The sequence below is a fragment of the Pedobacter metabolipauper genome (genome assembly GCF_004362715.1).
In the GTDB taxonomy this organism is placed as follows: domain Bacteria; phylum Bacteroidota; class Bacteroidia; order Sphingobacteriales; family Sphingobacteriaceae; genus Pedobacter; species Pedobacter metabolipauper.
This window is the reverse complement of the sequence record NZ_SNYC01000005.1, coordinates 437149-461195: the sequence shown is the minus strand read 5'-3', so window position 1 is coordinate 461195 and position 24047 is coordinate 437149. Positions and strand designations below refer to the sequence as shown.

At 38.5% G+C, this 24047-nt stretch carries 22 protein-coding genes; 9 read left to right on the top strand and 13 right to left on the bottom strand.

Going from position 1 to position 24047, the window contains the following annotated elements:
- The first annotated feature begins 644 nt into the window (after positions 1–644).
- From ATK78_RS14355 to ATK78_RS14340, 4 genes are all read left to right on the top strand, one after another.
- Entirely contained in the window at positions 645–1913 is a 1269-nt protein-coding gene (locus tag ATK78_RS14355; RefSeq protein ID WP_133576805.1) for an AAA family ATPase, read from the top strand.
- Positions 1906–2499 carry a hypothetical protein gene (locus ATK78_RS14350; RefSeq protein WP_133576804.1) on the top strand — a complete coding sequence of 198 codons (594 nt, stop codon included), beginning with the start codon at positions 1906–1908 and terminating at the stop codon, positions 2497–2499. The genes ATK78_RS14355 and ATK78_RS14350 overlap by 8 nt, the downstream gene beginning before the upstream one ends.
- Before the next feature lie 296 nt (positions 2500–2795).
- Complete coding sequence (locus tag ATK78_RS14345) at positions 2796–3278, top strand: hypothetical protein (RefSeq protein WP_133576803.1); 483 nt, start codon at positions 2796–2798, stop codon at positions 3276–3278.
- Between the two features lie 128 nt (positions 3279–3406).
- Positions 3407–3847, top strand: a complete 441-nt coding sequence (locus tag ATK78_RS14340; RefSeq protein ID WP_133576802.1) for a GNAT family N-acetyltransferase — start codon at positions 3407–3409, stop codon at positions 3845–3847.
- 29 nt (positions 3848–3876) lie between these two features.
- Here ATK78_RS14340 and ATK78_RS14335 read toward each other — a convergent pair whose 3' ends face one another.
- Together ATK78_RS14335 and ATK78_RS14330 are read right to left on the bottom strand one after the other, a co-directional pair.
- Complete coding sequence (locus ATK78_RS14335) at positions 3877–6711, bottom strand: TonB-dependent receptor (protein ID WP_166664888.1); 2835 nt, start codon at positions 6709–6711, stop codon at positions 3877–3879.
- 135 nt (positions 6712–6846) lie between these two features.
- A complete protein-coding gene (locus tag ATK78_RS14330) occupies positions 6847–7191 on the bottom strand; it encodes a hypothetical protein (protein ID WP_133576800.1) in 345 nt (114 codons plus the stop codon).
- Positions 7192–7361: 170 nt separating this feature from the next.
- Here ATK78_RS14330 and ATK78_RS14325 point away from each other — a divergent pair, with 170 nt between their 5' ends.
- Together ATK78_RS14325 and ATK78_RS14320 are read left to right on the top strand one after the other, a co-directional pair.
- Positions 7362–8441 (top strand): aldo/keto reductase, encoded by a 1080-nt coding sequence (locus ATK78_RS14325; protein ID WP_133576799.1) that lies wholly within the window; start codon positions 7362–7364, stop codon positions 8439–8441.
- 73 nt (positions 8442–8514) lie between these two features.
- The gene (locus tag ATK78_RS14320; protein ID WP_133576798.1) at positions 8515–9435 is read left to right on the top strand and encodes a helix-turn-helix domain-containing protein; all 921 of its coding nucleotides are present in this window, start codon (positions 8515–8517) and stop codon (positions 9433–9435) included.
- Positions 9436–9528: 93 nt separating this feature from the next.
- Here the strand turns inward: ATK78_RS14320 and ATK78_RS14315 are convergent, their stop codons facing one another.
- The 5 genes from ATK78_RS14315 to ATK78_RS14295 form a co-directional block, all read right to left on the bottom strand.
- Positions 9529–10539: a metallophosphoesterase gene (locus ATK78_RS14315; protein WP_133576797.1), complete on the bottom strand. Its 1011-nt coding sequence runs from the start codon at positions 10537–10539 to the stop codon at positions 9529–9531.
- Positions 10539–12062 carry a RagB/SusD family nutrient uptake outer membrane protein gene (locus ATK78_RS14310; protein ID WP_133576796.1) on the bottom strand — a complete coding sequence of 508 codons (1524 nt, stop codon included), beginning with the start codon at positions 12060–12062 and terminating at the stop codon, positions 10539–10541. The genes ATK78_RS14315 and ATK78_RS14310 overlap by 1 nt, the downstream gene beginning before the upstream one ends.
- 17 nt (positions 12063–12079) lie before the next feature.
- Positions 12080–15022 carry a SusC/RagA family TonB-linked outer membrane protein gene (locus ATK78_RS14305; protein ID WP_243732536.1) on the bottom strand — a complete coding sequence of 981 codons (2943 nt, stop codon included), beginning with the start codon at positions 15020–15022 and terminating at the stop codon, positions 12080–12082.
- A 75-nt stretch (positions 15023–15097) separates the two neighbouring features.
- Positions 15098–16129 carry a FecR family protein gene (locus ATK78_RS14300; protein ID WP_133576794.1) on the bottom strand — a complete coding sequence of 344 codons (1032 nt, stop codon included), beginning with the start codon at positions 16127–16129 and terminating at the stop codon, positions 15098–15100.
- Positions 16130–16187: 58 nt separating this feature from the next.
- The gene (locus ATK78_RS14295) at positions 16188–16718 is read right to left on the bottom strand and encodes an RNA polymerase sigma factor (RefSeq protein ID WP_133576793.1); all 531 of its coding nucleotides are present in this window, start codon (positions 16716–16718) and stop codon (positions 16188–16190) included.
- Positions 16719–16871: 153 nt separating this feature from the next.
- Here ATK78_RS14295 and ATK78_RS14290 point away from each other — a divergent pair, with 153 nt between their 5' ends.
- From ATK78_RS14290 to ATK78_RS23060, 3 genes are all read left to right on the top strand, one after another.
- Positions 16872–18032, top strand: a complete 1161-nt coding sequence (locus ATK78_RS14290) for a TlpA family protein disulfide reductase (protein ID WP_133576792.1) — start codon at positions 16872–16874, stop codon at positions 18030–18032.
- A gap of 102 nt (positions 18033–18134) precedes the next feature.
- A complete protein-coding gene (locus ATK78_RS14285; RefSeq protein ID WP_133576791.1) occupies positions 18135–18344 on the top strand; it encodes a hypothetical protein in 210 nt (69 codons plus the stop codon).
- Positions 18345–18358: 14 nt separating this feature from the next.
- The gene (locus ATK78_RS23060) at positions 18359–18484 is read left to right on the top strand and encodes a hypothetical protein (protein WP_262712171.1); all 126 of its coding nucleotides are present in this window, start codon (positions 18359–18361) and stop codon (positions 18482–18484) included.
- Positions 18485–18564: 80 nt separating this feature from the next.
- Here ATK78_RS23060 and ATK78_RS14280 read toward each other — a convergent pair whose 3' ends face one another.
- From ATK78_RS14280 to ATK78_RS14255, 6 genes are all read right to left on the bottom strand, one after another.
- On the bottom strand, positions 18565–18903 hold the full coding sequence (locus ATK78_RS14280; protein ID WP_133576790.1) for a hypothetical protein: 339 nt from the start codon (positions 18901–18903) through the stop codon (positions 18565–18567).
- 73 nt (positions 18904–18976) lie between these two features.
- Positions 18977–20008, bottom strand: coding sequence for a hypothetical protein (locus tag ATK78_RS14275; protein WP_133576789.1), 1032 nt, complete (start codon positions 20006–20008; stop codon positions 18977–18979).
- Positions 20009–20067: 59 nt separating this feature from the next.
- Positions 20068–20733, bottom strand: a complete 666-nt coding sequence (locus ATK78_RS14270) for a hypothetical protein (protein WP_133576788.1) — start codon at positions 20731–20733, stop codon at positions 20068–20070.
- A gap of 162 nt (positions 20734–20895) precedes the next feature.
- The gene (locus ATK78_RS14265) at positions 20896–21582 is read right to left on the bottom strand and encodes a response regulator transcription factor (protein WP_133576787.1); all 687 of its coding nucleotides are present in this window, start codon (positions 21580–21582) and stop codon (positions 20896–20898) included.
- Positions 21579–22403 (bottom strand): sensor histidine kinase, encoded by an 825-nt coding sequence (locus ATK78_RS14260; protein WP_208112374.1) that lies wholly within the window; start codon positions 22401–22403, stop codon positions 21579–21581. The genes ATK78_RS14265 and ATK78_RS14260 overlap by 4 nt, the downstream gene beginning before the upstream one ends.
- A gap of 564 nt (positions 22404–22967) precedes the next feature.
- Complete coding sequence (locus tag ATK78_RS14255) at positions 22968–23723, bottom strand: hypothetical protein (RefSeq protein ID WP_133576786.1); 756 nt, start codon at positions 23721–23723, stop codon at positions 22968–22970.
- Positions 23724–24047 lie beyond the last annotated feature (324 nt).

Sequence of the window (24047 nt, the reverse complement as noted above, 5' to 3'; positions counted from 1 at the left end):
AATAACGTCAATATGTTGATTAGGTTGTTGTCAAATGTACTAGAGTATTTCTTAGCTTTATCGATAAAAACCTCTGGATCAATAATAGTGATATAAAATTTTAAGAATTATAATTTCATTAGTAAATTCTAGAGGCTAATAAAATAATCTCCGGTCAGATAGATTTAAGCGATAACGAGTCAATAAAAGCATCCAATATTGAAGATAATTAAGAATGATATCTGTAATTGAATATCGAAGAAATAAGTTGAGGTCGCAAGATATTCTCGGTCTATTTTTTGTGAACTAGTCCTAAATGAGTATACGGCTTTTAAGTGCAAAGGAATAATCAGTGTTTCATATAATTATAATTTCTTTAAAGGACGTGAGATTAATCTTGGGTTCTACTCGGTTTGTATTTCGAATTAGTTTGAACGTAACAGTAAGATATAATAATAATTTCTAACTTTACAATTACAAAATAGTTGAAGCAAGTAACGATTATGCCTTAATCATAGTGAATTACTGGATTATAGCCATTTAGATTATATTGAATGTCTTAAGGTGTTGATTCTATCATTGTTAGTTCTAGTGTCAGATAAATGTCGCATATTTTTACAGTGATAAAACATAATTTTACCAAATAAATAAAGAAATTCATTTGAATGAAAGTTGTTAAAATAGTTAATGTAGGCCCAATAAAGCAGATATCGATTGACTTGAACAAAGTTAACATATTTATTGGTCCGCAAGGAAGTGGAAAAAGTACTATAGCTAAGATCATTAGTTATTGTAGTTGGGTCGAAAAAAATGTTTCAATACATCAGTCACTTGAAGAATATAAGACTGATCCTAAATTTTTTGAGAGTAGATTGATTAGTTTTCACAAATTACATGGCTATTTTAACGAAAAAAGTGAGATCTATTATTCTAGCGATATCATAGATATTCACTATAAGTATTCTTCCTTTAATATTGATTGGAAAAGCAAGCATTTGTACAAACGGCAGAAGATTTCCTACATTCCTTCGGAAAGAAATCTTGTCATTTTACCAGAGATTGAAAAAGTTGAATTTCCGCATAATAATCTGAGGAGTTTCTTGTTTGATTGGTTAGACTCTAGAAAGAAATTCAATATCGACAATTGTTTAAATATTCTTGATCTGGATTTTGCTTATTATTTCAATGATAGTAACAAAGAAAATCATATCCTAAGTAAAGCGAAAGAAAGTGATATACAGTTGAGCGAAGCTTCTAGCGGATTACAATCACTTATTCCCTTGCTAACAACGATAGAATATATTACCAATATATTCTATCAAGGTGGATCGACTTCTTTTGAATTGGATGAAATTAGGCGAGCAACTTCCAGAAAATTATTGTACGAATTTATAGTTAACAAAATTTATCCTGATAAGCACTATAGCGGGTCATTGACAGATGAAGAGGTTGAGGCGGTAAACAAAGAGATAGACGAACCGAACGAAGAAATACAAAAAGGTATTAGTCAATATCACATGATCATGGATAACTTATTTAAGACATCTAGTTCAAATTTGATCATTGAGGAACCAGAACAGAATCTTTTTCCGGCAACTCAAAAAACATTTGTTTATAATCTTATCAACAAAATAATAAACCCTTCCTATGAGCATACGCTTACATTAACAACCCATAGCCCTTATGTATTATATGCAATAAATAATTGCATTATGTACTCATTAGTTAAGGAAAAGCTGAGTGAAGCGGAAAATGCCGTGATCTTATGTGCACAATCTGCTTTACGTCCTGAACAAGTTTCTATTTATGAGATAACTGATGGTGTGTTGAATAAGATTCAGGGAAAAGATGGACTTATTGAAGAAAATTTTTTTGATTCTATAATGAATGGGCTTATGGAAGGTTTTTACACGATGCTAAACCACTATGATTAAACGGGCTGTAAACACTAAACTTCCCCATCAGTACCAAAAATACGTAAATATGATTGCGTCATTATTTGTTGCGGATTATACAGAACAAACAAAATTGTTGCCCATTAAAAGAGGTGTGGAATTTCATCCTGATATAGCTCCGATAGATAATTTGTATTTTACTTTAAAAAATGATGTCAAACTAGAGATCGGTGGAATTCCTTTCGATAATCTAAGTTTTGTATGTGGTACCAATTCAAGATCACAATGCGAATGCGTTGTATTTCCGCATGATTCTGACCAACACTCTTGGGTTTTGTTTGCCGAACTAAAATACCGCCAACATAATAATAATTTTAACCGGGGTCATATAAAAAAGGCAATACGGCAAGTTTATAGGACAAGATATTACTATATGCAAGAAGGTATTATCTCTTTGCGAAATACGAGCTATCTAATCATTTCGTTTCCTTTGCAAAGAGTACCTTTCAAAGGTTTTACTCCCACCCAAGCCCAACTGATGAAGTTGAAGCGTGATAAAAATATAATTCTTGCGTTTACGAACACCATTTCTGTTATTGACCAAAAGTCTTTGAAGATAGTTTAAATACATGACCTGTGATCTCTAAATTCTACTGGTAGCTATTTGTTCGGCCGGTTTAATAACCTCTTAATAGTATTGACTATTGAATTCGAGCATTCGGTAGCTTTTCCGAAGACAAACTGAATATGTTCATTGTCATTTACTGTTACATTTTTTTCTTAAAATCGCCGATATTGAAATTCATTTGTCTAGTATTATCTAACTTACAGGTTGCCGAACTTTCAGTAATTTTGTTAAAAATAACCAGTTGCTATGGGAAGTTGTTGAGGATAATGTATCTTGGATTTAAAAAAAACAATATGAAAGCTGTATCCACATATTTCCTGCTTGCCTTGTTGCCTCTTGTAATGTCTTGTAATCAAACCGATAATGATTCGAAAAATACGTTAAAATCAACAGACGTATTGAAAAAGGAATGCTATGTTGCTGTTGATTCACTGGATACGGCTAAATTGAACCTTGACTATTTGAGGAGTGGCGATGTGACCGGTACCCTGGTAATTGACTATGCGGACAAGAGGAAAAATGATGGTAAGCTGAAAGGAAAGTTTAGAGGTGACACCCTTTTTGTAGATTACACTTTTAAGCTCTCTGCAAAAAATCCGGTAGTGTATAAAAATCCATTGGCTTTACTGAAAACAGATGGGAAGCTGATCCTTGGTGTCGGGCAGATTGAAACTACGCTTGGCAGATCGTACTTTGTCAAAAATGTACCTATCGACTACAGACAAGTGAAGTTTATTTTTGGAGCGGCTGAATGTGCCGTACAGCCGAAACCTTAATTGATTTCCACGCATTTATAAAAGTATTTTAAGATGTTGGAGCTGGCCTAAAGGGATAATCCAGATTCGATTGGCCGGGTTGAGAATAAATAAACCATGTTAAATATCAGATTTTTATTTTTGTAACTATGATCTTTAGAACGGCAGAGTTTTCAGATATTAAACAGATTCAGGTAGTCAGGCACCTGGTCAAAGAGAACACCCTTAGCAATCCTGATCTTGTACCTGATAAGGATGTGGCATTTTATATTTCAGAAAAAGGAAAAGGCTGGGTTTGTGAGGTGGATGGGCAAGTGGTAGGTTTCTCAATTGTTGATTTGAAGGAAAGAAGTGTTTGGGCATTATTTGTAGATCCGGAATTTGCAGAGCAGGGCATTGGTAAGGAATTGCACAGGCTAATGATCGATTGGTATTTTGAGCAAACCAAAGAAAAGCTGGTATTAGGTACATCTCCCAATACCCGTGCAGAACAATTCTATAGCCTTCAAGGCTGGACTCCTGTGGGTAGCTATGCAAATGGAGAGGTCAAATTTGAATTGAGTTACGAAGACTGGAGTCGTAGCGCCTAATTGGATAAAATAGATTTAATAAATGGCAATTAATCTGCGTCAACCCGGAAATTCCTTCCGCCAAATCTGGATAGGTTGTAGCCTAGACTCATGGAAATAACCCGTGTTTGCTGTCTGTCACGGCTATCAATGATGGTATTGCCTGCCACGATACGCGAGATATTGTTGCCCTGCCCGAGCAGGTCATTGCCGCTGATAGCCAAACTTAGAGACTTGTTCTTTAAGAAGCTTTTTGATAAACTGGCATTGATTAGCAGAGGATTTGAGTTTGCAAGGGCATAACCATAGTTGTTGCTTTTTGCTGCACTTAAATTGACGAGGCAGGATTTCATGATCGTTAAATGGCCAGATAAAGACATGTTGATCGTGCTAATATCCCGGATAGACTCTTCTGCGGTTGTATTGTTATGATTGGTATTGTAGCTTAAACTGGTAACAAGTGTCAGTTTTTTCAGCCTCAGACTACCACTCATTGATGTGGAGAAGTTTGTTGTTCTAAAGAAGGTTGGGGCACTGATCTGGCCAATTCCTATCGGCTGATATTCAGAAAATCTCATTGAGCTCATATTGTTATTATTCGTTATGGAATAGCTGGCAATGGTATTTAATGAGATTTTTTTTAATGATATGGTGCCGTTAAGCTGTTGAGAGAAATTAAAGCCTTTACCAAAGGCTTTTTGATTGTTAAAGATAATGGCGCGATTTGAAAAGCCTAACGAACCTGAATATCCGATTGAATATTTGCTTTTTTTGATCGGGATATAGAGATTGTAATTGCCGCTAAGCTGGTAGTTGCCATTTACATTCTCATACCGTGTGATCTGTTTTAAACTGTTTAAGGTATCTGGTAATAAAAGTACATGGTCCACAATCTCCCTTTGTGTGGCTGATGCATTTATGCCAGCCTGCAAGGACCTGCCGGATTTGATATGAGCATAATTGAAGTTCGCATTCATATTGTGCCTGAATGATGCTTTGAGATCCGGATTTCCAACGACTATGTTCTGAAGGTTTTGCGTATTTCTTACAGGCTGCAACTGATTGATCGTCGGATTAATGTTAGATCCCTGGTAGTTTATTGAAAGTGTTTTGCCGCTCTTTAATGTCCGGCTGAAGTTCATACTTGGTGAATAGTTGAATGTATTGTTCTTAGTTGTCTTAAACAACCTCAAATCACGATTGGTTAGTATGTTGGGGCTGGCGTTGAATCCGAAATTATACCGGGTTTTGTTTGAGTTATAATTGTAATTGCTGCCGATAGACTGGTTTAATGAAAGGTTGCTAAATGAGGTGCTCAGCGAGTCGACAAAGGAAACTTCGCTATTTGTGTTGTCGAAAACAAACGTAGAAACTTTGCTTATAGACCTGCTTGCTGATCCGCTATAGCTGAAATTCAAACTTTTCCGTGCCAGGGTATCCTTAGGTCTTTTTAACCCAATACTATAGTTAAAACCGAAGTTAAAGTTCTGTCTGTCGCTGTTGCTGTTCAGGTCTCTGTTCAAAAGTGAATCTTTTAAGAGTGCTCCTGTATTTTTGTCGTAATAAAGCGTGTTGGTTCTAATGTTCTGATCGCTGTTGCTGCCTGAAAGGGATATAGAAGTGTTCGCTGAAAATCCATTCTTTTTATTCTTCAGCCTTTTTGAGAATGATAAGCTTGTACTTAAGTTTGGCGATGAGCCTGTTGAGCGATTGCTATTCTGTAAATCCTGACGGATAAGTCCGGATTGATTGCTTAATGACATATTTTGATTATCTGAGCGACTGTATGAGCTGTTAACGGATCCCTGTAAGAAAACTTTATTGTTACTGTGGTTTATATTCCAGTTTAGGGCATGGCGGCTTGCTCCATTGTCGCCCTCACTTTTGGAGTTATTGATGAAGTTGCCCTCTGGATTTAAAGACTCTGATACCTGTTCACGTATAAATGCACTGCTATTGTTGCTGAAATTATAGCTAAAGCCACCCTGGGTACCTTTGCCCAGGTTATCATTATGACTTAATCCTATGCCGGTTGATTTGTTAATGCCCGCTCCGTTATTTAGTGTGCTGACATTTACATTGGCTGAACTTTGCTTATTGTCTTTCCATAGATTCATTTGGGAACGACTACCGATCATCTCATTTGTTCCCGCATTTGCAGAAAGGTTTCCAAATACACCCCTGCTCATGCCGGGCTTGGTAACAATATTTAACATCTTCCTTGGCTCACCAATCTTAAGTCCGGTAAAATTTGCTTCGTCGCCAAAGTCGTCTATCACATGGATCTTTGATACCATGCCAGCAGGAAGTTTTCCGATAAAGTCTTTCACATTATTGGTGAAAAAGTCTTTGCCATTGATGCGGAGCTTTACCATTTCCTTACCCATTGTTTTAACGTTATAATCTTCATCAACCTCTATACCTGGAAACTGTTTGATAAGGTCAGCTACGTTATCACCCTCATTGACCTGAAATGCTGCTGCATTATATTCTATAGTATCCTGCATGAACCTGATTGGATTAGGCTTGGCGCTGATGACGACCTCTTTCAGCATATTGCTGGACATTTTTATGATGATGTTACCCAATCGCTTGTGCTTTTCCTTTTCAGTAAACGTATACCCAGCGGTAAAATCCTGATAACCTAAGATGGATACCTTTACTGAAAACTTTGCGGCACTGATCTTTGAAATGCTGAAATTTCCATCATCATCGGTTTCAGTCCCTAGCGTATCCTGATCAGCAATGATCATCACTTTTACATTGGGGATTGCAGTTTTGGCGGTATCGGTTACCGAACCGGAAACCTTACGGTTGTGCTGTGCCAATAGTTGAAATACACCGGTGCAGATGAATAAGAGGGTGAAAGCGCAAATTTTTTTCAACGGTGTGAGGTTATAATACAAACTTAGATTTTTTTATTCAATAAAATCATATTGTATTGACAACCTTGAACGGCTATGCAGTTGTATTTTATCCAATGGCCGACATGGAAGATTATGGAGGTGTAAATTAGGAGCTTACTTTTTCTTTTTTGCAGTAATGGCCAAATAACCACTTTCCAGGATTGCTTTGGCTAGATCTGTGGTGTAACTATTTACCTGGAGGCAGATATATGGGTATTTCTCATAATGTGGTGTAATGAAACAACTTTCAGGATATTGCTCCAGAAATAGGGCCCTGCTGTCGAAATCTGTTCGGATCACAATCCATTCTCCATTTTCATTTAGTCGGCAAAGCAGATTTTTTTTGATCTTAACCGACGGCGTATCATAATGGGAGAGGCTGTCTGATGCATTGGGGAACTGAAGTGCAATTCTTCTTACCGGTTCAAAATCTGCAGGATTAAAATTGAATATTTTCATTTTACAGGTACAATTGGAATCATCAATTTAAGTTAATTTGAGCAATGTGCCAAATTAAAGGTATTTGCGGCATCTTCACCCATTCTGGCTACCCATTTCCTTGTTTCGACTAATTTCATCTATTGTCCCTTCAGCAACTTTGTACTGTTGTTATTAAAAGACAGTTTATTATGGATTTAACAAATTATAGAACATTAGGAAAATCTGGTTTAAGGGTTAGTCCTTTAACATTAGGGACAATGACTTTTGGAGAAGAGTGGGGCTGGGGATCTACTGTTCAGGAATCAAAAGAGATATTGAAGGCATACCTGGATCAGGGTGGAAACATTGTGGATACAGCAAACTTGTATACCAAAGGTCATTCTGAAAAAATTATTGGAGATTACCTCCACGAGAACCAGGTTAGAAGGGATGGCGTTGTGCTCTCTACCAAGTTCTACGGCAATTTATATCCTGGAGATCCCAATGCGGGCGGTACCAGCAGAAAAACCATCATCAATTCTTTGGAAAACTCTTTAAGACGCCTGCAGACTGATTATATTGATCTGTACTGGATGCATGCCTTTGATGAATTTACGCCAATTGAAGAAACCATGTCGGCATTAAACGATCTTGTAGTTTCCGGTAAGGTACGCTACATTGCGGTATCTGATACTCCTGCCTGGAAGGTAGCGCAGGCACAGACTATTGCACAATTTAGGGGATGGTCTCCATTTATCAGCCTTCAATCGGAATATTCACTTTTGGAAAGAACTCCTGAAGGTGAGTTGATCCCTATGGCGCAGGAACTTGGACTGGGTGTAATGCCATGGTCGCCTTTGAAAGGTGGCATTCTTACGGGTAAATACACTAAAGAAAGCAACGGGGCAAGCCTGAGCGGCAGACTCGGAAATCCTGATTTACCAGAATCCACTTATGTGATCATTGAAAGGCTGAAAATATTGTCGGAACAAAAGGGTACCACAGTTTCTGCAATTGCACTGGCCTGGGTTATGGCCATGCCGGTTGTAACTTCTACCTTAATTGGCGCTAGAACTATAGACCAGCTGAACCAGAATCTGGCATCGCTCTCTGTAGCATTGAGTGATGAAGAGGTGGGGTACCTCAATGAAGTTTCAGAACCGGTACTCAACTTTCCTATTCCTTTTATGAGGGCAGGTTATCACAATGGAATGGGTGGAACTACCATTAACGGTAAAACGTCTCTGATTTCATCTATACTACCGAAGAATAGTAAAGAAGTTTATTAACAAATACTTGTGATCTTAATTCCTTAACTTAGCATGAGTGTATTTGATTATACTCATGCATATCATCTATTTTATGAAGGCAGATACAAAACCCTATCTATACGATTCTATTTCTGAATACCAGCGGGATTTAGATCTTCCAAAACCACTGCATCCGCTCGTCAGCGTGGTAAACCTTAATGATATTAACGCCAGGGATCATAAATACAAGAGTATTGTGCTCAATTTTTATAAGATATCTTTTATAACCGGTTCAAAGAGCAAGATAAAATATGGTCAGAATTATTTTGATTTTGAAGAAGGCGGACTATTTTTTATTTCGCCCAACCAGATCATCTCTGTGGTACATAATTCTGATAAGCTTTCTGGTATTTCTATATACCTGCATCCCGATCTGATCAGGCACCACAGCCTGGGCAAGAAGATCAGAAATTATGGTTTCTTTTCTTATTCTATATCTGAGGCATTGCATCTCTCTGAGAAAGAAAAAGAGGTAATTCTTGGGTTGTTTAAGCAGATAGAGGCGGAACTCCATTCAGCAATTGACACGTTTAGCCAGGATTTGCTTGCTTCATATGTTGAACTTTTGCTGGATTATAGCGACCGGTATTATACGCGGCAGTTTATTACGCGGAAAACAGAGAATCATGACCTGGTTAGCAGGCTGGAAAATGTGCTTGCCGATTATTTTGATGGCGGTAAGGCAATGGCATCTGGCTTGCCAACTGTTCAGTACGTCTCCGGGAAGCTGAATTTTTCTGCAGATTATTTAAGCGATATGTTAAGAACATATACCGGCCAGAATACCCAGCAGCACATACACAATAAACTGATAGAAATTGCTAAAGAGTTGTTGAGTACAAGTGATCTTACCATTGCCCAGGTTGCGTATCAGCTTGGTTTTGAACATCCACAATCTTTTAATAAGCTTTTTAAACAAAAGGCAAATACATCACCTACGGTATACAGGCAATCTTTTACAAGCATAAGTTAGATTAAACCAGGGAAAGGATGAAATAATATATAAATGTGCCCAACACGAAATATTCGTTTGGGCACATTTATTATTCAAAGAAAATGATATCGGTTATGCTTTTGACAAGGTGGTCTCATAAATTACCTTTCCTTCGTGACTGATCGTCTTCACATTTAGCCGGCTTTTATCTATAGAAAAATACATAAAGCCATATTCTGATGCTTCAAACTTACTGTACGCTACCCCGGCAGTTACAGGTGTTACTTCAGAACCTGCACCAGATATAAAGTGGTTGGTAAAACCTTCTGGTTTTAAGTGCTGTAAGGAATGATCATGCCCGGAAAGGTATACATCAACCTTGTTGCGATCAAAGATATCTTTAAGCACTTTACGACAGGCAAGCGTATCGTAGTTCTTTATCCTTGGTCCAACGGTATAGATGGGATGGTGACCAATTACCATTTTCCATTTGATATTCGGCCCTGCATTTTTCAAGGTCTCGTCTATCCATGCCAGCTGCTTTTCTGGATGCTGGTTCTCTACAAATGGCGCATATTGCGGATTGGCGTGGAACTCAGGGATCAAAGGACAGGTATCGATAAAGATCATCAATACTTTATCGCCATTGGTTCCTTTCAGATCAACTTCTTTGGAATAGTACCGCGCTGGCATTTTCCATCTTCTGCTGATCTTGCTATAGCGTACCTGTGCATCAGGATCGCTTATATAATCGTGATTGCCCAGGATGGGATACCAATCCCATTGCAATGAAAAATCAGTATAGATATTTTCAAAAGAATAATGCCATAACGGGTCATGCTCACTGGCTACCCCTTTTGGGTAAAAGTTATCACCTAATGAGAGAATGAAATCATTTGGGTTTTCTGTTGTCCATTTACCCATCTGCTTAGCTACATGGATCTGGTGGTCTGCGCCATTTCGTCCCCAGTCTCCTATTGCGGCAAAGTGCAGCGAATAATCATCATTTAATTCACTGCGGGGAGCAACATCCTCACTCTCCAGGTGCGTTTCTGAGCCGGAAGCTATAGACTGCAAAGGGGCCAGCAGTGTAGCCCCTATTGCAGTTAGCGCAGTACCTTTTACAAAGTCTCTCCTTTTCATTATTTGTATCCTTCGTTTTGGTCGAGATTTTTGTTTAGTACCAGTTCTGTAGCAGGAATTGGGAAAATATCGCGTGTAGCACCTTCATTTCCATTTTTGAAACCCCATTTACCCTGGTATTTTCCAAAACGGATCAAATCGTTACGGCGCCAGCCTTCCCAGGCAAATTCTCTTCCACGCTCTTCTAAGATGCCATCAAGGGTTATTGCGCTAAGTTCCGGAGCTTTTGAACGGGTTCTTAATTTGTTAACCAGCTTAAGGGCTTCGTCAGCAGACCCGCCAGTTCTCAATAATGCTTCTGCTTTCGACATATAAACGTCTCCCATTCTGAAAATAGGCATGTCATTATTCTGGAAACGCGTACTGCTGTTGGTATTGGGATCCGGATAGAACTTGATAGAACGCACGCCGCGTGATATACCGTTTACTTCCGGGCCTACATCCATTGTTTCTGTATTGGTAAGAACAATTTCAGGGGTAAAGTCCAGTTGTGCCGATCCGTTCATGATCTTTGTTGTTCCATCAGCCAGAAATTGCTTGCCCGCCAGCCAGGTGCTGTTACGTACGTCGCCAGGAAGGTTGAAGATGCTGTAAAACTCAGGGAACGTACACATCGCATTACTCGGACTAAACGGCAGATTATATTTTGCCCTTAAGGTACTGTGCAAAGTGAACCTGGTCATTGCATTTCCACCAGAGTAATTTGCGTCATAAATAGCAGCAAAAATGGTTTCTTTATTTGGCCCGTTATTTACGGCAAATAAAGAATTATAATCGTCTACCGTACCCATTGCTGAGCCGGTGATGATCTTATCTGCATAGATGATAGATTCTGCATACATCGATTTTCCAATGTAGTGCTGCGCATTCATATACAGCTTTTGAAGCAGGGCATAGGCCATCCACTTTGTTGGCCGGCCATAGAACTCCTGGGTTACTGTAGCAGGGGCAGACAAGCCTTCTGATACTTCCAGTAATTCTTTTTCAATGTAACTGAATACTTCTGCGCGGGTAGATTGTTTAGGGCTTTCTATGGTTCCAAAGCTGGTGATCGGTATATTTCCGAACATGTCCATGGTATAGAAATAATAAAGGGCCCGCATGGTGCGGATCTCTTTTAGGAACAACTCTTTTAAATGTCCTTCTTCAGCTTTACTCAATAGATTAAGTATCCGGTTGCAGTCACTTATACCTGCATATCCCCATTCCCAGGCGCTCTGGATGATTGGATGGTCAGGTGCCCAGTTGTGTTTGTGCAGGGTTTGATACCTTCCCTGATCGTAATAACCACCGTTACGTGCGGTAATGATGGCTTCATCACTGGTCAGTTCATACATTCTCCAGATGTCTACACCAAATTTGGCATTAAACTTCTGATAAACTGTTCCTGTGGCGGCAACAAAGGCTTCAGGAGTTTTAGGGAAGTTTTCAGTTGTTAGTTGTGATTCAACATCGACATCCAGTTTTGTGCAGCTTCCTAAGGTCAGTGCCATCAGGATTGCGGCTGTTATATTCTTTTTCATTGCTATTCTGTTTGATGTTATAAGCTAAGGTTCAAGCCAAAGATTGCCGAACGTGTTTTAGGATAAAAATTACGGTAATCAATTCCAGGTGTTTGTCCGGCCATATTGATTTCAGGGTCTACACCTTTGTATTTAGTGATGATGAACAGGTTATTCCCTGATGCATAAAGACGTAAACTTTTACTACCTGCGATTCTAAAGGTATATCCAAGCGTGGCGTTGTCCAGACGCAGGTATGATCCGCTTTCCAGGTATCTGTCTGAAACGAATTGGGCCTTATCATCACTGATAGACTCAGTTAAGGTCATCACTGCGATGTTCGTTTGCAATGCATAGATAGGGGCATTCATATCTGCAAGGGTTGCATTTAGAATTTTGTTTCCATATACACCGCGAATAAAGAAGTTGAAATCAAAGTGTTTATATTTAAAGCTGTTATTCCATCCGTATAATAGTTTTGGCTGTGCTGATCCGGTTACGCTGAAATGCTCAAAACCTGTGTTTGCTGTTGATGCATTTCCGTCTTTATCATAGAACATGGACTTACCAGCCTCATCTTTACCTGCATACCTTAGGGTATAGAATGAACCCAGAGGATAACCTTCTTTTATGACCTGGAACCCGTTTACACCAGATTGTCCTCTTCCGCCAACGTTTGCGGTATAAAATTCACTGGCCTGGAATACATCATTTGAAATGGATGTGATCTCATTTTTATTGTGTGACAGGTTGATCGCAGTATTCCAGCTGAAGTTGCTGGTTCTTACCGGAGTAGTATTTAAGCTCAATTCAATACCTTTATTGGTCATTGCACCAACATTGGCTGTAAGTACATTGAATGGATATTGGGTAGTAGATACCTGATACGGAGCAATTAGGTCCGTGGTTTTCTTGTTGTACACATCGATGGTACCTGAGAGCTTATTTTTAAACAGACCGAAGTCCATACCGATGTTTAAGGTTGCTGTACGTTCCCATTTCAGGTTTGGATTGTCATTTTGAACCGGGCCGATTGCTGTGATCCATTCTCCGTTGTAGTAGAAATAGGAAGAATTCTGAGCGCCATAGATTAACCTGGCAGTGTATGCATCAAATCCGATCGAATTTCCAGACACTCCATAACCAACACGTAATTTCAGGTTATCAACAAAATTGATATTCTGCATAAAACTCTCCCGGTCTATATTCCATCCTGCAGACACTGACGGGAAAATACCCCACCTGTTATTTATTCCGAATGCAGATGATCCATCACGGCGTAATGTTGCCTGCAGCAAATATTTACCCTTGTAATCATACATGGCACGGCCATAGAAGGAAATCAGTCTTAAGGTTGAAATGTAATTGCTGCCGTAGTTAACGATGGTTGTACCGTTTCCATTACCAAGGCCTATGTTATTCCACAGGAGGTCATCTGATACAAAATCCTGACCTGATGTCTGGAATCCGTCGCCATTTTTATTTTCCTGCCAGGAGTATCCTGCGAGTAATTTAACATTGTGATCGGCAAAAGATTTGTCATAGTTAAAATACCCTTCAAAGATCTTCTGTGTATTTTTTACAGATGAGCGCTCTGCGTAACCATTAAATCCCTGTTTAAGCATAGAATACCTGTTGTTGTAAAGGTTTTCGTTGATCTGCTCATTCTGCATGGATACCATGGTGGTGAAATCCAATCCATTCAGGATATTTACTTTTGCTGAACCATTGGCCAGGTAAAGATTGGTTTTTCCCTGCATGGTATTGTTGTATAGCAAGGCTACCGGATTATAGTATCCACCTGTGCCTGTAGTACGGCTGGGATCTTCAGAATAAGAACCATCTGCTTTTCTTACACCAACAGTTGGCAGGTAAGTGAACATATTGTTATATACCTGACTTGCAATTCTATCGTTGATCGTATTGCTGTTGGTTACATTCAGGTTAAGTTTTAGCCTGTTGTTTAGCATACGCTGCTCTATGTTGGCCCTTACTATGAAACGCTCCATTGCAGAGGTCTTGATAATTCCTTCATTATTGAAATAATTAACACTTCCGCCATAGTTAGAATTTTCACCGCTTCCGCTAAGACTTAGATTGTGGTTCTGGGAGATGCCTGTTCTGGTCACTTCTTTTAACCAGTCTGTATTGCTGCCATCGTCGCTTACTGCGTCAAGTTTCTTTCCGTTGTCTGTCAGGTAGGTTCTCAGCTGAGCGCCACTTGCCATATCGATGGTATTAGAAATGGTTTCACTGGCTACGTAAGAATTATAAGAAAGGCGCGGTGCACCATTTGCTGCGTTTCTTGTACTGATCATGATCACTCCATTCGAGGCCCTTGATCCATATATGGCAGTTGATGAAGCGTCTTTCAATACATCTATGCTCACAATATCATCTGGTGCAATCAGGTCGATAGAAGCACCAGGAACACCGTCAATTACATAAAATGGCTCTTGTGCTCCATCACGGAAACTTGATGGTCCACGGAGGATTACAGCAGGTTTGTCTGTGGGGTTACCGCTGCGGGTAACATTTATACCCGCAACTTTTCCTTGCAGGAGTTGTCCGGGAGAACTGAAAACACCTCTGTTGAATTCTTCAGGCTTAATTGAGGTTACGGAGCCCGTTACCTGGTTCCTTCTGGTATTACCATATCCGATTACCACTTCCTGAAGATCCTGCGGCTGGTCTTTAAGTTTAATATTTAATGCAATTTGCTGCCCTGCACGTACGGTGTAATTTGACAGGGTATCGGTTTGAAAGCCTATAAAGCTGAATATAAACCGGTAGGGGCCACCTGCAGGAATGTTGCTAAAACTGAATAGTCCTTCAGAATTAGACATTGCATTGAAAGTTTTACGGGTTTGCTGGTGCTCTGCTTTGATACTAACTCCGGGAAGTGGTTGTCCCGATGCGTCTTGTACCAATCCTTTTACAGGAAGTTCCTGGGCAAAAAGCGGACCTGCCCAACATATCATGCTTAGGCATAACATACGTTTCAGGCTTTTTAATGTTTTTGAATACATAATGTTTGTTAATGAATACTATTGGTTTTATTTATTTGATTTTTGAAGAATGAATTCCTGTTCTGCGCCCCTGCTGAGGGTTAGGTTATTAATGAGACAGATGACCTTTAAAACCTGCTCAATCTGTTCTCTTGATGAATCAACTGTACCGGTATAAGTAATGTGATCGATATCCTTTCCTATGGTTATAATATTTACCTGATAGGATTCTTTAAGAAGTGAGATCACTTTTGGCAGCGGTATATTTTTCATTACCAGTGCTGTGCCTTCATAATGTAATGAGGTTTCCGGGATCAATTTTGGTCTTGCAGCTGCCTTTGTTAACCGGGCCGTTTGTAGCTGGGTATCGTATAATAAACCATTTCCCGCCTTAGCTATATATATGGGCTGCTGGGTGCCGGATGTTTGGCTGACCACAATTTTTCCGGTATGCAGCACAACTGAAGTGCGGTGCTTAGACTCTGAGGTATTGATGGTAAAAGATGTTCCCAATGCCGTAGTTTTTAGTCCGCCTGCATGAACGCTAAAAGGTCTCTCCGGATTTCTTTTAACTTTGAAGTAGGCCTTTCCTATAAGAAATACATCCCTGAATTTTTTTTGAAAGTCCTTTTCATACCTGAGGGAAGATTGTGGAGACAGGCTAACTACTGAGTAGTCGGGTAATTGAATGTTTCTGATCCGGTTTTCTGTATTTTTAACTTCCATCCACACCGTGGATCGTCTTAAGGCCGGAGCATGAGCAGCCGCCTGTAAATTCTTTGGTGTTACCGGTTCTTTTAGTACCATGTGCCATAACGAGAAACCAAGAATGGTGGTGATGCAGGCAGCTGAAAGATACCTGGTAATGTAGGTCAGTTTAAACCTGAGTTCTTTTCTTTTTTGGTCTTTCTCATTCGTGTTATTGATCTTTCCAAGGATAACAGCATACATGTTTTCAGACGCTTTTTCAGAAAGTTCTTCTTTTTGCGGATGAGATTGCCACTCCTCATTGCTGAAAAGTTTCTTTATAAAATAGGGGTAGTGCCGGGGATTCCGAAAATCTCCTTTTGGTGCCTTCATACCAATATTACGTACGCCGGTAACCTAGCCCTTAGTGCTTAACAATTTGTTAATACAGCTAAAGTAAAACGGTAAGCATGTATTGCTTTAAGGTGGTAAGTGCTTTTGAAATATGGCTCTCTACGGTCTTAGGAGATATGCCCAGCATTTCTGAAATCTCATTGTAAGAAAATCCATTCTTTCTGCTTAGGTTAAAAACCATTTTACGCATGGTTGGCATTGCTTCAACCTCCCTTTCAAAATGCTTCAGCAAATCCTTGCTTTCTATCATTTTCATGAGGCTGTCTGTATACGGATATTGATTAAACTGGTTGTTGTATTTATAGCGGGTAGCTTCTTTACGAAGTTCATCGATCATAACCTGACGTGCCATTCCAAAAAGCTGCAGCTGTAATTCTACTTCGTCATTGAGTTTGTTTTTCTTTTCCCATAACCTGATGAAGGTAAGCTGAACTACTTCAGATGCGATAAATTCAGATTGGGTTTTGTGAAGTATGAAACTATATATCTGTTTATGGTAAAGGCGATATGCTGTATTAAATGCAGTTATATCACCCTCCTTAAGTATATTTATAGAATTGTTATCCATATTCGCTTACAAAATTATCCGCTTTAATTGATATGGAGTTTAACTCAAGATTAACATATTGTAATCATTGAGAACGCTGTTTAGTGTATTGCTATTCATACAGAAAGATCATATATAGCATTTGTTACGAAAAATTCGTAGATTACGGCTGATATGAAAAAAATCTTTTATTTGCCGTTGTGTTTTATCTTGATCTTATATGCACAGCAGGGAACCGCACAAACAAAAGTGCTTCAAAATTTTGTTCGCAAACTTAGTTTGCATCATAATATCAGTTATACATCCATTATTAAGAACGATGGTTTTGTGGGTGAGTTTTCGGATACCATCCAAACCTTTCAAACTTTAGGTGCAGCCAGGCTGCAATTTGAGTTGGCTTCAAAAACCGAACAGGATAGGTTTGATGGTCAGAAATTATTGAAAGTAAACCTGACTGGTAAATATTATTCGGTTGGTGAAGACTACAAGCGTTCATCGCATTATTTTAACTCCATCCCCTTATTTAAAATGGTTGCTGTTATTAATGGTATTACACAGCCTGGTAAGCAAGTTAGGCAGCTGGCAGATACGGTAGTCAATACGATTCCTTGTTATCATGTCCGGATTACAGAACTTGACACCCTGATCAGAGGTAAGCGTCCTTACACCATTTATGAATTTTATATGAATAAAGCTACCGATCTGCCTGTATATGCAGAAAATCAAATGAAGGGTTTTTTAGAGAAGGGAGGGATAGCAAGTGAAGACATGATCTATTTGGTAACCCGGAATTATTATTCCAATTATAAATTTGACAACCCTTCTGGAAATGACCGGACAATTACTAAAATTCCTTTAGGCTTTATTACTGAGAATGAGAATAACAACCGGCTGAGTGAAAAGCCTCAATCGCTATTATCTGCAGGCTCTGAAGTACCAGTTTGGAAGCTGGAAGATCTGAATGGCAAGATCCTTTCCAGTCCCGACCTGAAGGGAAAGATCGTGATCATGGATTTTTGGGGCAATTGTGCCGCCTGTATCATGGCGGTTCCTGCAATAAGCAGGCTCCATAATAAATACAAAGGTTCTGACGTGGTTATTGTATCTGTAGATGTGGATGAAGGTAAAGAAAGTGCAGCAAAGTTTGCGGCAAAGTATCAACTTCCTTATCCTGTATATTTCAATGGCAAAGCGCTCAGTAAAGAATTTCATGTTACGCCGATCCCTACGTTTTATATCATCGATCAGCAGGGAAAAGTAATCACTGCTATAGAAGGTTTCAGCAATGACTTGGAAAAGCAAATTAATACACATGTTGATCAGCTGCGTAAGTAATTAGATACCTGATCAGATTGGGATTGTTAAATGAATGAAGTAAAATGTAGTTAGTTGAAACTTTTAACTGCTGCAATGGTTAAGTGATTAAATAGAATATTTATGAAATCATTTGATATACAGCTGCCTGAAAGCCTGCTAACGATTGAACCCCAGGAGAACGGTACCTACCGGGTTATGGAGGGAGAAAATAAACTGGGTGTGATTTATCCTGAGCCAACTGATGACCAGGTTACCTGGAACACACAAGACGAGTTGGATCCTGGTTTTGTACAGCAGATCGGCGAGTTGATCACTGAGCATAATATGTAGGTTAAATCATTGTTATGGCAAAAGAAAAGAAAGACAAAGACCCTTGCTGGAAAAATTATGAACAGATAGGGACTAAGACTAAAGATGGTAAGACGGTGCCCAATTGCGTTCCTAAGAAAACAGACAAAGGTAAAAAATAACCTGTTTGGACGACATGGAGTCCTTTCCTAAAAGCCCCATTGCTAAATGCAAATGGGGTCTTTTACGAAGTGTTTGGTTGTTAATAAAGAAAGACGTGGAAGTTAAACATCAACACTGTTCTATTAATTAATGTTATGTTTATGCTGTCCGGATGAGTAGGGTCTGTGCCTCTAAAACCAAAATTCCAGCCTGCTCCCGGGTGGGTAATGCACCATTGCCTTAAGTTAGTTACTTCTGCTCTGCTCATATCGAAGCCTGCAAACCCACAATTAAACCGGGTTCCGTTAATTACACATTGTATCGATACATTTCCGTTATCTGTAGTTGCACAAACGATAGTTCCTTGTGTGGTGGTAAGGTATTGGTTATATGCAGCCATGATACACTGCTCTACTGATTGTCTGGTTAGATGTGCCATAATTTATGATCTTTAAATTCTTTCTTACTCTGTTAGATAGGTTTTTCAGATTTCACCTTTGCTTTTAAAGAGGCTAAGCCCACTTTATGGTATACAATTCGGTTATATTTTTTGGACGGGTTTCTTTACCATCGGCCTCCATATCTGCTCTGGAAGTGCCATTGATGTCAATAATAGTTGCAGGAGCTTTATCGCCTGATAAGATGGTTTTGTTGATTGCGAAGTTTAAACCGTGATCATGCTCAAGAAAAATGTCTTTTTCAAAAGTACTGACATGATCCCCTTTGATGATACCTGTTCCAGGTTCGGTTCTGCTCCCGGCATCCGGATCAACCTGTGCACCATTGTCCCATGCCCGGCTAAAGTAGCCCCGCATATCCAGTAACATAGCGTATCCATTCTTGCCGGTACCAAACCGATTGTTGAGCACGGAATTTAACCGCGTATAATTATGATCGAGTTCTACTGCAGGATTACATAGCGATAGTTCTTCTTCCGGTGGGTTTTCGGTTCCAATATATTGTTTTCGTTCTCCTATAACTCCTGAAACCATGCAGGGTAGCGTATCCAATGCCACATCTCCAATGTTTGCATATACCTTTTCTACATATATGATCGCATTTTTTGTCGGGCAGGTTATAGCAACTTCCAATTTTGTGGCATTTTCTGATACGTTTAGTTCAATACAAATGTTCTTTTTGTCGCCGGCATTAAAAACGAGAGATTTGCTGCTTGTCGAAATTCCATCATTTATAGAAAATGTCAGTTCAAAGCTTGTTTTCGCTGCAGCTGGATTAAGAAGTACTGCGCATGCAGTTACTTTTTGTCTGCAGAGGACTTTTTGCCATCTTGGAAACTCACTAATCACCTGGTTAAAGGTCATCATTGCATCGCCATTGCTTTTTTGAATGAGGCATGAACAGGTTTCTCCATCGAAACTGATCTCCCCATTTGGCCCGGAATCTTGATAGATCCATCCGTCAGGGTGATTAAAGGTTACCGCACTGTCTTGTACTACCTCATTGCTATAGTATAAGAAATTATGATTGTAAACTAAATTCCGTTGCTGTGCTGCAAATAGAATAGCATGTATTGAATCATTCATATCAATAGGGTTGAAATTAATAAAGGCACTATGAATTACAAGTGCCTTTATTGATTGGATTAGGCTTCTGCATTTTGAAGTAAAAGACGCTCGTTAATTTGTTGTAATGGTGCAGAAACTCTGAAGTTTGTTCCTGTTTCTTCGAAAATAAAAGTAGCGCCTTCAATTCTGGCCACATATTCTTTTACGGTTTGGCCGCCTTCAAATATAACTTCTAACGGGCCATGGATCTGATTACCAGAAATAACTTCACCTTTGGTTAAATTGCTGTACAATGCCACATAGTACTTTGGTTTTACTACGAATTGTGCATTGTTTCCGCTGTATACATCTCTCTTTATCAGTGCAATATCTCCATCCATACCAATTCCTAAATTGGCTAGTTTTTGAGACTTATTGGTAATCATTAATTGTCCTGCAGTTGCAGTGCCTGCCAGGGTCAATTGCTGAACGCCATCTGCATATATGCAGTCCCATTGTTTACCGAGTTCGGTATTTAGTTTTTGTGAGGCGATATAAACCCCTTTTCCTCCATCTTGTTTATAATTGGCCAGGCAGGCAAGATATTGCGTGTTCCACTGAACGCCTGATACGCCTTGAGTAGGTACCCTCGTTTGTTTCCAGGATACACTGTCAAGACCTATTGAATCTGGTAATTGCTGATATACGCAAAGGGTCCAGGTGTTATTGGTTTGATTTTCGAAATTAACTGAATAAGTTGTCATAATTAATCATTTTAATAAAAGATCCTACTCTATTGGTTTGGTTTTTCGGATTCCACCAGTGTTCACGTTTGGTTTGAAGCTTCATTGGGATGAACAATTCAAAGTAACGGGATAACTGCTGTGAACCTTAGCGTAGAAATTACTAAATGACAGGTTACGTATTTATACGGAATCGAAATGCTGAGGTGGTATATAAATCTGGTGGGCTATGGCATAAACCACAAGCCCGACCGTGTTTTTAGCGCCAATTTTATCTAATATTCTTTGTCTGTGGCTCTCCACAGTACGTCTGCTAAGAAATAGCTTGTCGGCAATTTCATCATTTGTATATTCTAAACAGATGAGCTTTATCACCTCAATTTCCCGTTCAGATAAATTTCTAATGGCATTTAGGTCATGGCTTTTAGATTTACCCTTCATGTAGGATACCAGCATCAAATGGTCTTTCTGACTAAAGAACACGCCAGTTTTATGAACAGATTCTATGGCTTCGACGAGCAATTTCAGGTTTGCATTTTTTGGAAGAAAGGCGGAGACCCCTAATTTGATCATGTGTCCAAATACATTGTTCTTATAATGGGAGGAGAGGATGATGATTTTTAGGCCCGGATATTTCTTCTTTAGTATTTCGACCAGTTCAAATCCATCCATAGGCTTCATCTGGATGTCTGCAAGGATTATTTCAGGGAAATCTACTGGCGGGATGTTTAACAGATCATCTAAAAACTTGATACCATGTGCAGCGGTAGCTACAACTGTAATGTGTTTTACAGTGGAAAATAAAAGGACCAATCCTTCGGTAAATAAAGATTCATCATCTATTAATGCTACTTTAATTTGATTGTTCATGTTTTAGGAATTACTATAGTTAGCTGGCTTCCTTTATTTTTAATGCTTTTCCATCTATAAACGGCATCCATAGATTTGATCCTGGATGCTATATTTCTTAGTCCCATACCCTTACTTGCTGAGTTTACATCAAATCCTATTCCGTTGTCAGATAACGTGATACATAGGTATTTGGATGAGTCCCTCAACTGAATAAACATTTGAGAAGCCTCAGCATGTTTTAATACGTTGCTTAAATATTCCTGGATAATCCTGTATAATTGTAATTCAAAATACATAGCTCCTGGTGTGTATGGATGAACAATGATCAAATGAACAGTTAAAGAAGATTCTATATTAGCGATCAGTTCTTCCAGTGTCAGGATCATCCCGTAATGTTCTAAATTAACTGGAAATAAGGCATGAGAAATATTTCTGGTGGCTTCAATGAGTTCAGGTATTTGCTTCGCAACAATTTCTTTTGACCGCTCATTGTTCCAGGCATTTGGATTATTAAGCCATACAGAAAGTATGTTTAACTTGTTTCCTATATCGTCGTGTATAAGTTGGGCTATTCTCTTTCTTTCCTCTTCCTGTACTTTAGCTCCCTGGATTACATTGTTTTTTTGGTGTTGAATTTCCTGCTGATGCTGGATGTTTTTTTCTAATATTATTTTATGAATAAAATTTCTATACGTAAGTAAAATGAAGGTGATGATCAATATTAAGATGATGACCATAACCACGAAGAATTCGATATTTATTGAGATCTCTTTGATGATATAAAAGTGTAAAGTGATGCTCCATACAAAATGGAAGACAATACATTGTTCATTCCCCAAATGGTGCTGGCATTAAAATCAGATAACATTTTAAGTTGATCAAGCAGCAGGAAAAATAACAATGAAACTGAATAATACAAAAACAAGCAGGCATAAATTATTAAAAATTTGTTCTTCTTTTCAAAAGAACCCAATGCCTTAATTAAAGAATACCCTGCCAGGCATACGATCAATAAATGCGAGAAAATCTTACTGGCATTATCTGTCACACCTGGGTTGTTTATTACAAGTAAGACGGTTCTAATAAATATAACAGCAGTAATTAATCCGTTTACGATATACCATTTACGTGAAATTTTTAACTCGGTAATGAACATAGCCGACAATAAGAAGAATTCACCGCTTACATAAAATGGATAAACCAAATAGGTGCTTTTTGCGCTGTATATGAATATCAATAATTTGACAATTATTTCAATGCAAAGAATATATCCCAGGTAATAGACATACCATTTTTCTTTCTTTTGCAGCACTGGCCGTTTTAAAATCCCAAACAAGAATGAAATAACCAGCAAGCAGTTTGAAAGAACTAATGATCCATAATAAAATAGCATTGGGATTATTTTATTCTAAAAAATCAAAATTTCCTTCTTTACAAAACGGGGGGCAAGGTTGAGACCAATCGTAAGAATTATCATCTGTTGATCTTATGATCTGAGCACCCAGTTGCTTGTCATCAAGCGCTATAAAAATTAATGTTGGGATCTGTCTTTTATAGAGAACGGAGATTTTAAATGCAAAAATACAAATTACCTGATCGATACCTTCCTCAGGTTTACCCAGATCTTCAAACGGTACGGTAAACGTGTTAAAGATTCTTTTTCCCAGAAAATCAAAACACTCACAATAAAACCAGTCGTGACATTCATTACTCCAGGATTCTATTTCTTGCAAGGCTGTTTTTTCACCTACTGCAGGCCTGTTTTCTGTGGGTAATTTAAACTCTTCAGTATAGCTGCTGATCTTTAGATCTTGTGACAGTACTGTTGTTTTTATTTTCGTTGTTTCCTCTATTTCAACCAGTTTTAAGTCTATTGCCAGTGGGATCAGGGAAGAGGTTGAGTATTCTGAAAGTTTAAGTTCTGTACCTGATTGATCAAGGGGAACAAGAATTAATATTAATTCATCGCGATGTACACCAATATACGTGTGGAAGTTTTTATACTTATTGAGTTTGCTTAACCAATCAATCTGTTCTCTGTTGAAACTAAAAACCAATTGAGGATTAATTATAGATTCGATTTTTGAATAATCAGATTTAACTTCCTTCCATGTCTTGATGGCAGAAATACATTCTTCTTTTGTGAGTGTAATGAGCATAATTTAGTTTATTTGGTTTGTTAAGGATGATTTTTTTAGGGCTTTTTGCATTGCTGCACTGGTGGTGGTTTAATATTGAATAAAATTAATAAAATTAGTGATATAAATTAAAGATTAATCATTTACTTTTTTGCTTAATGTTTTTTGATTATATGGTTTGTTGCAGGATTGAAATTCTGATTAATTAATTTGTCTTTTAAAATTAGCCTGGTTATTAAAAATAAATTTCTAAAGGGCTTTTTTGTGTTGTTTGTTTGTAAACTGGTTATGAATCTCTTTTAGATATTTGTGAAGGTCAAGTGATCAGTGTTTATATCTGTTGTC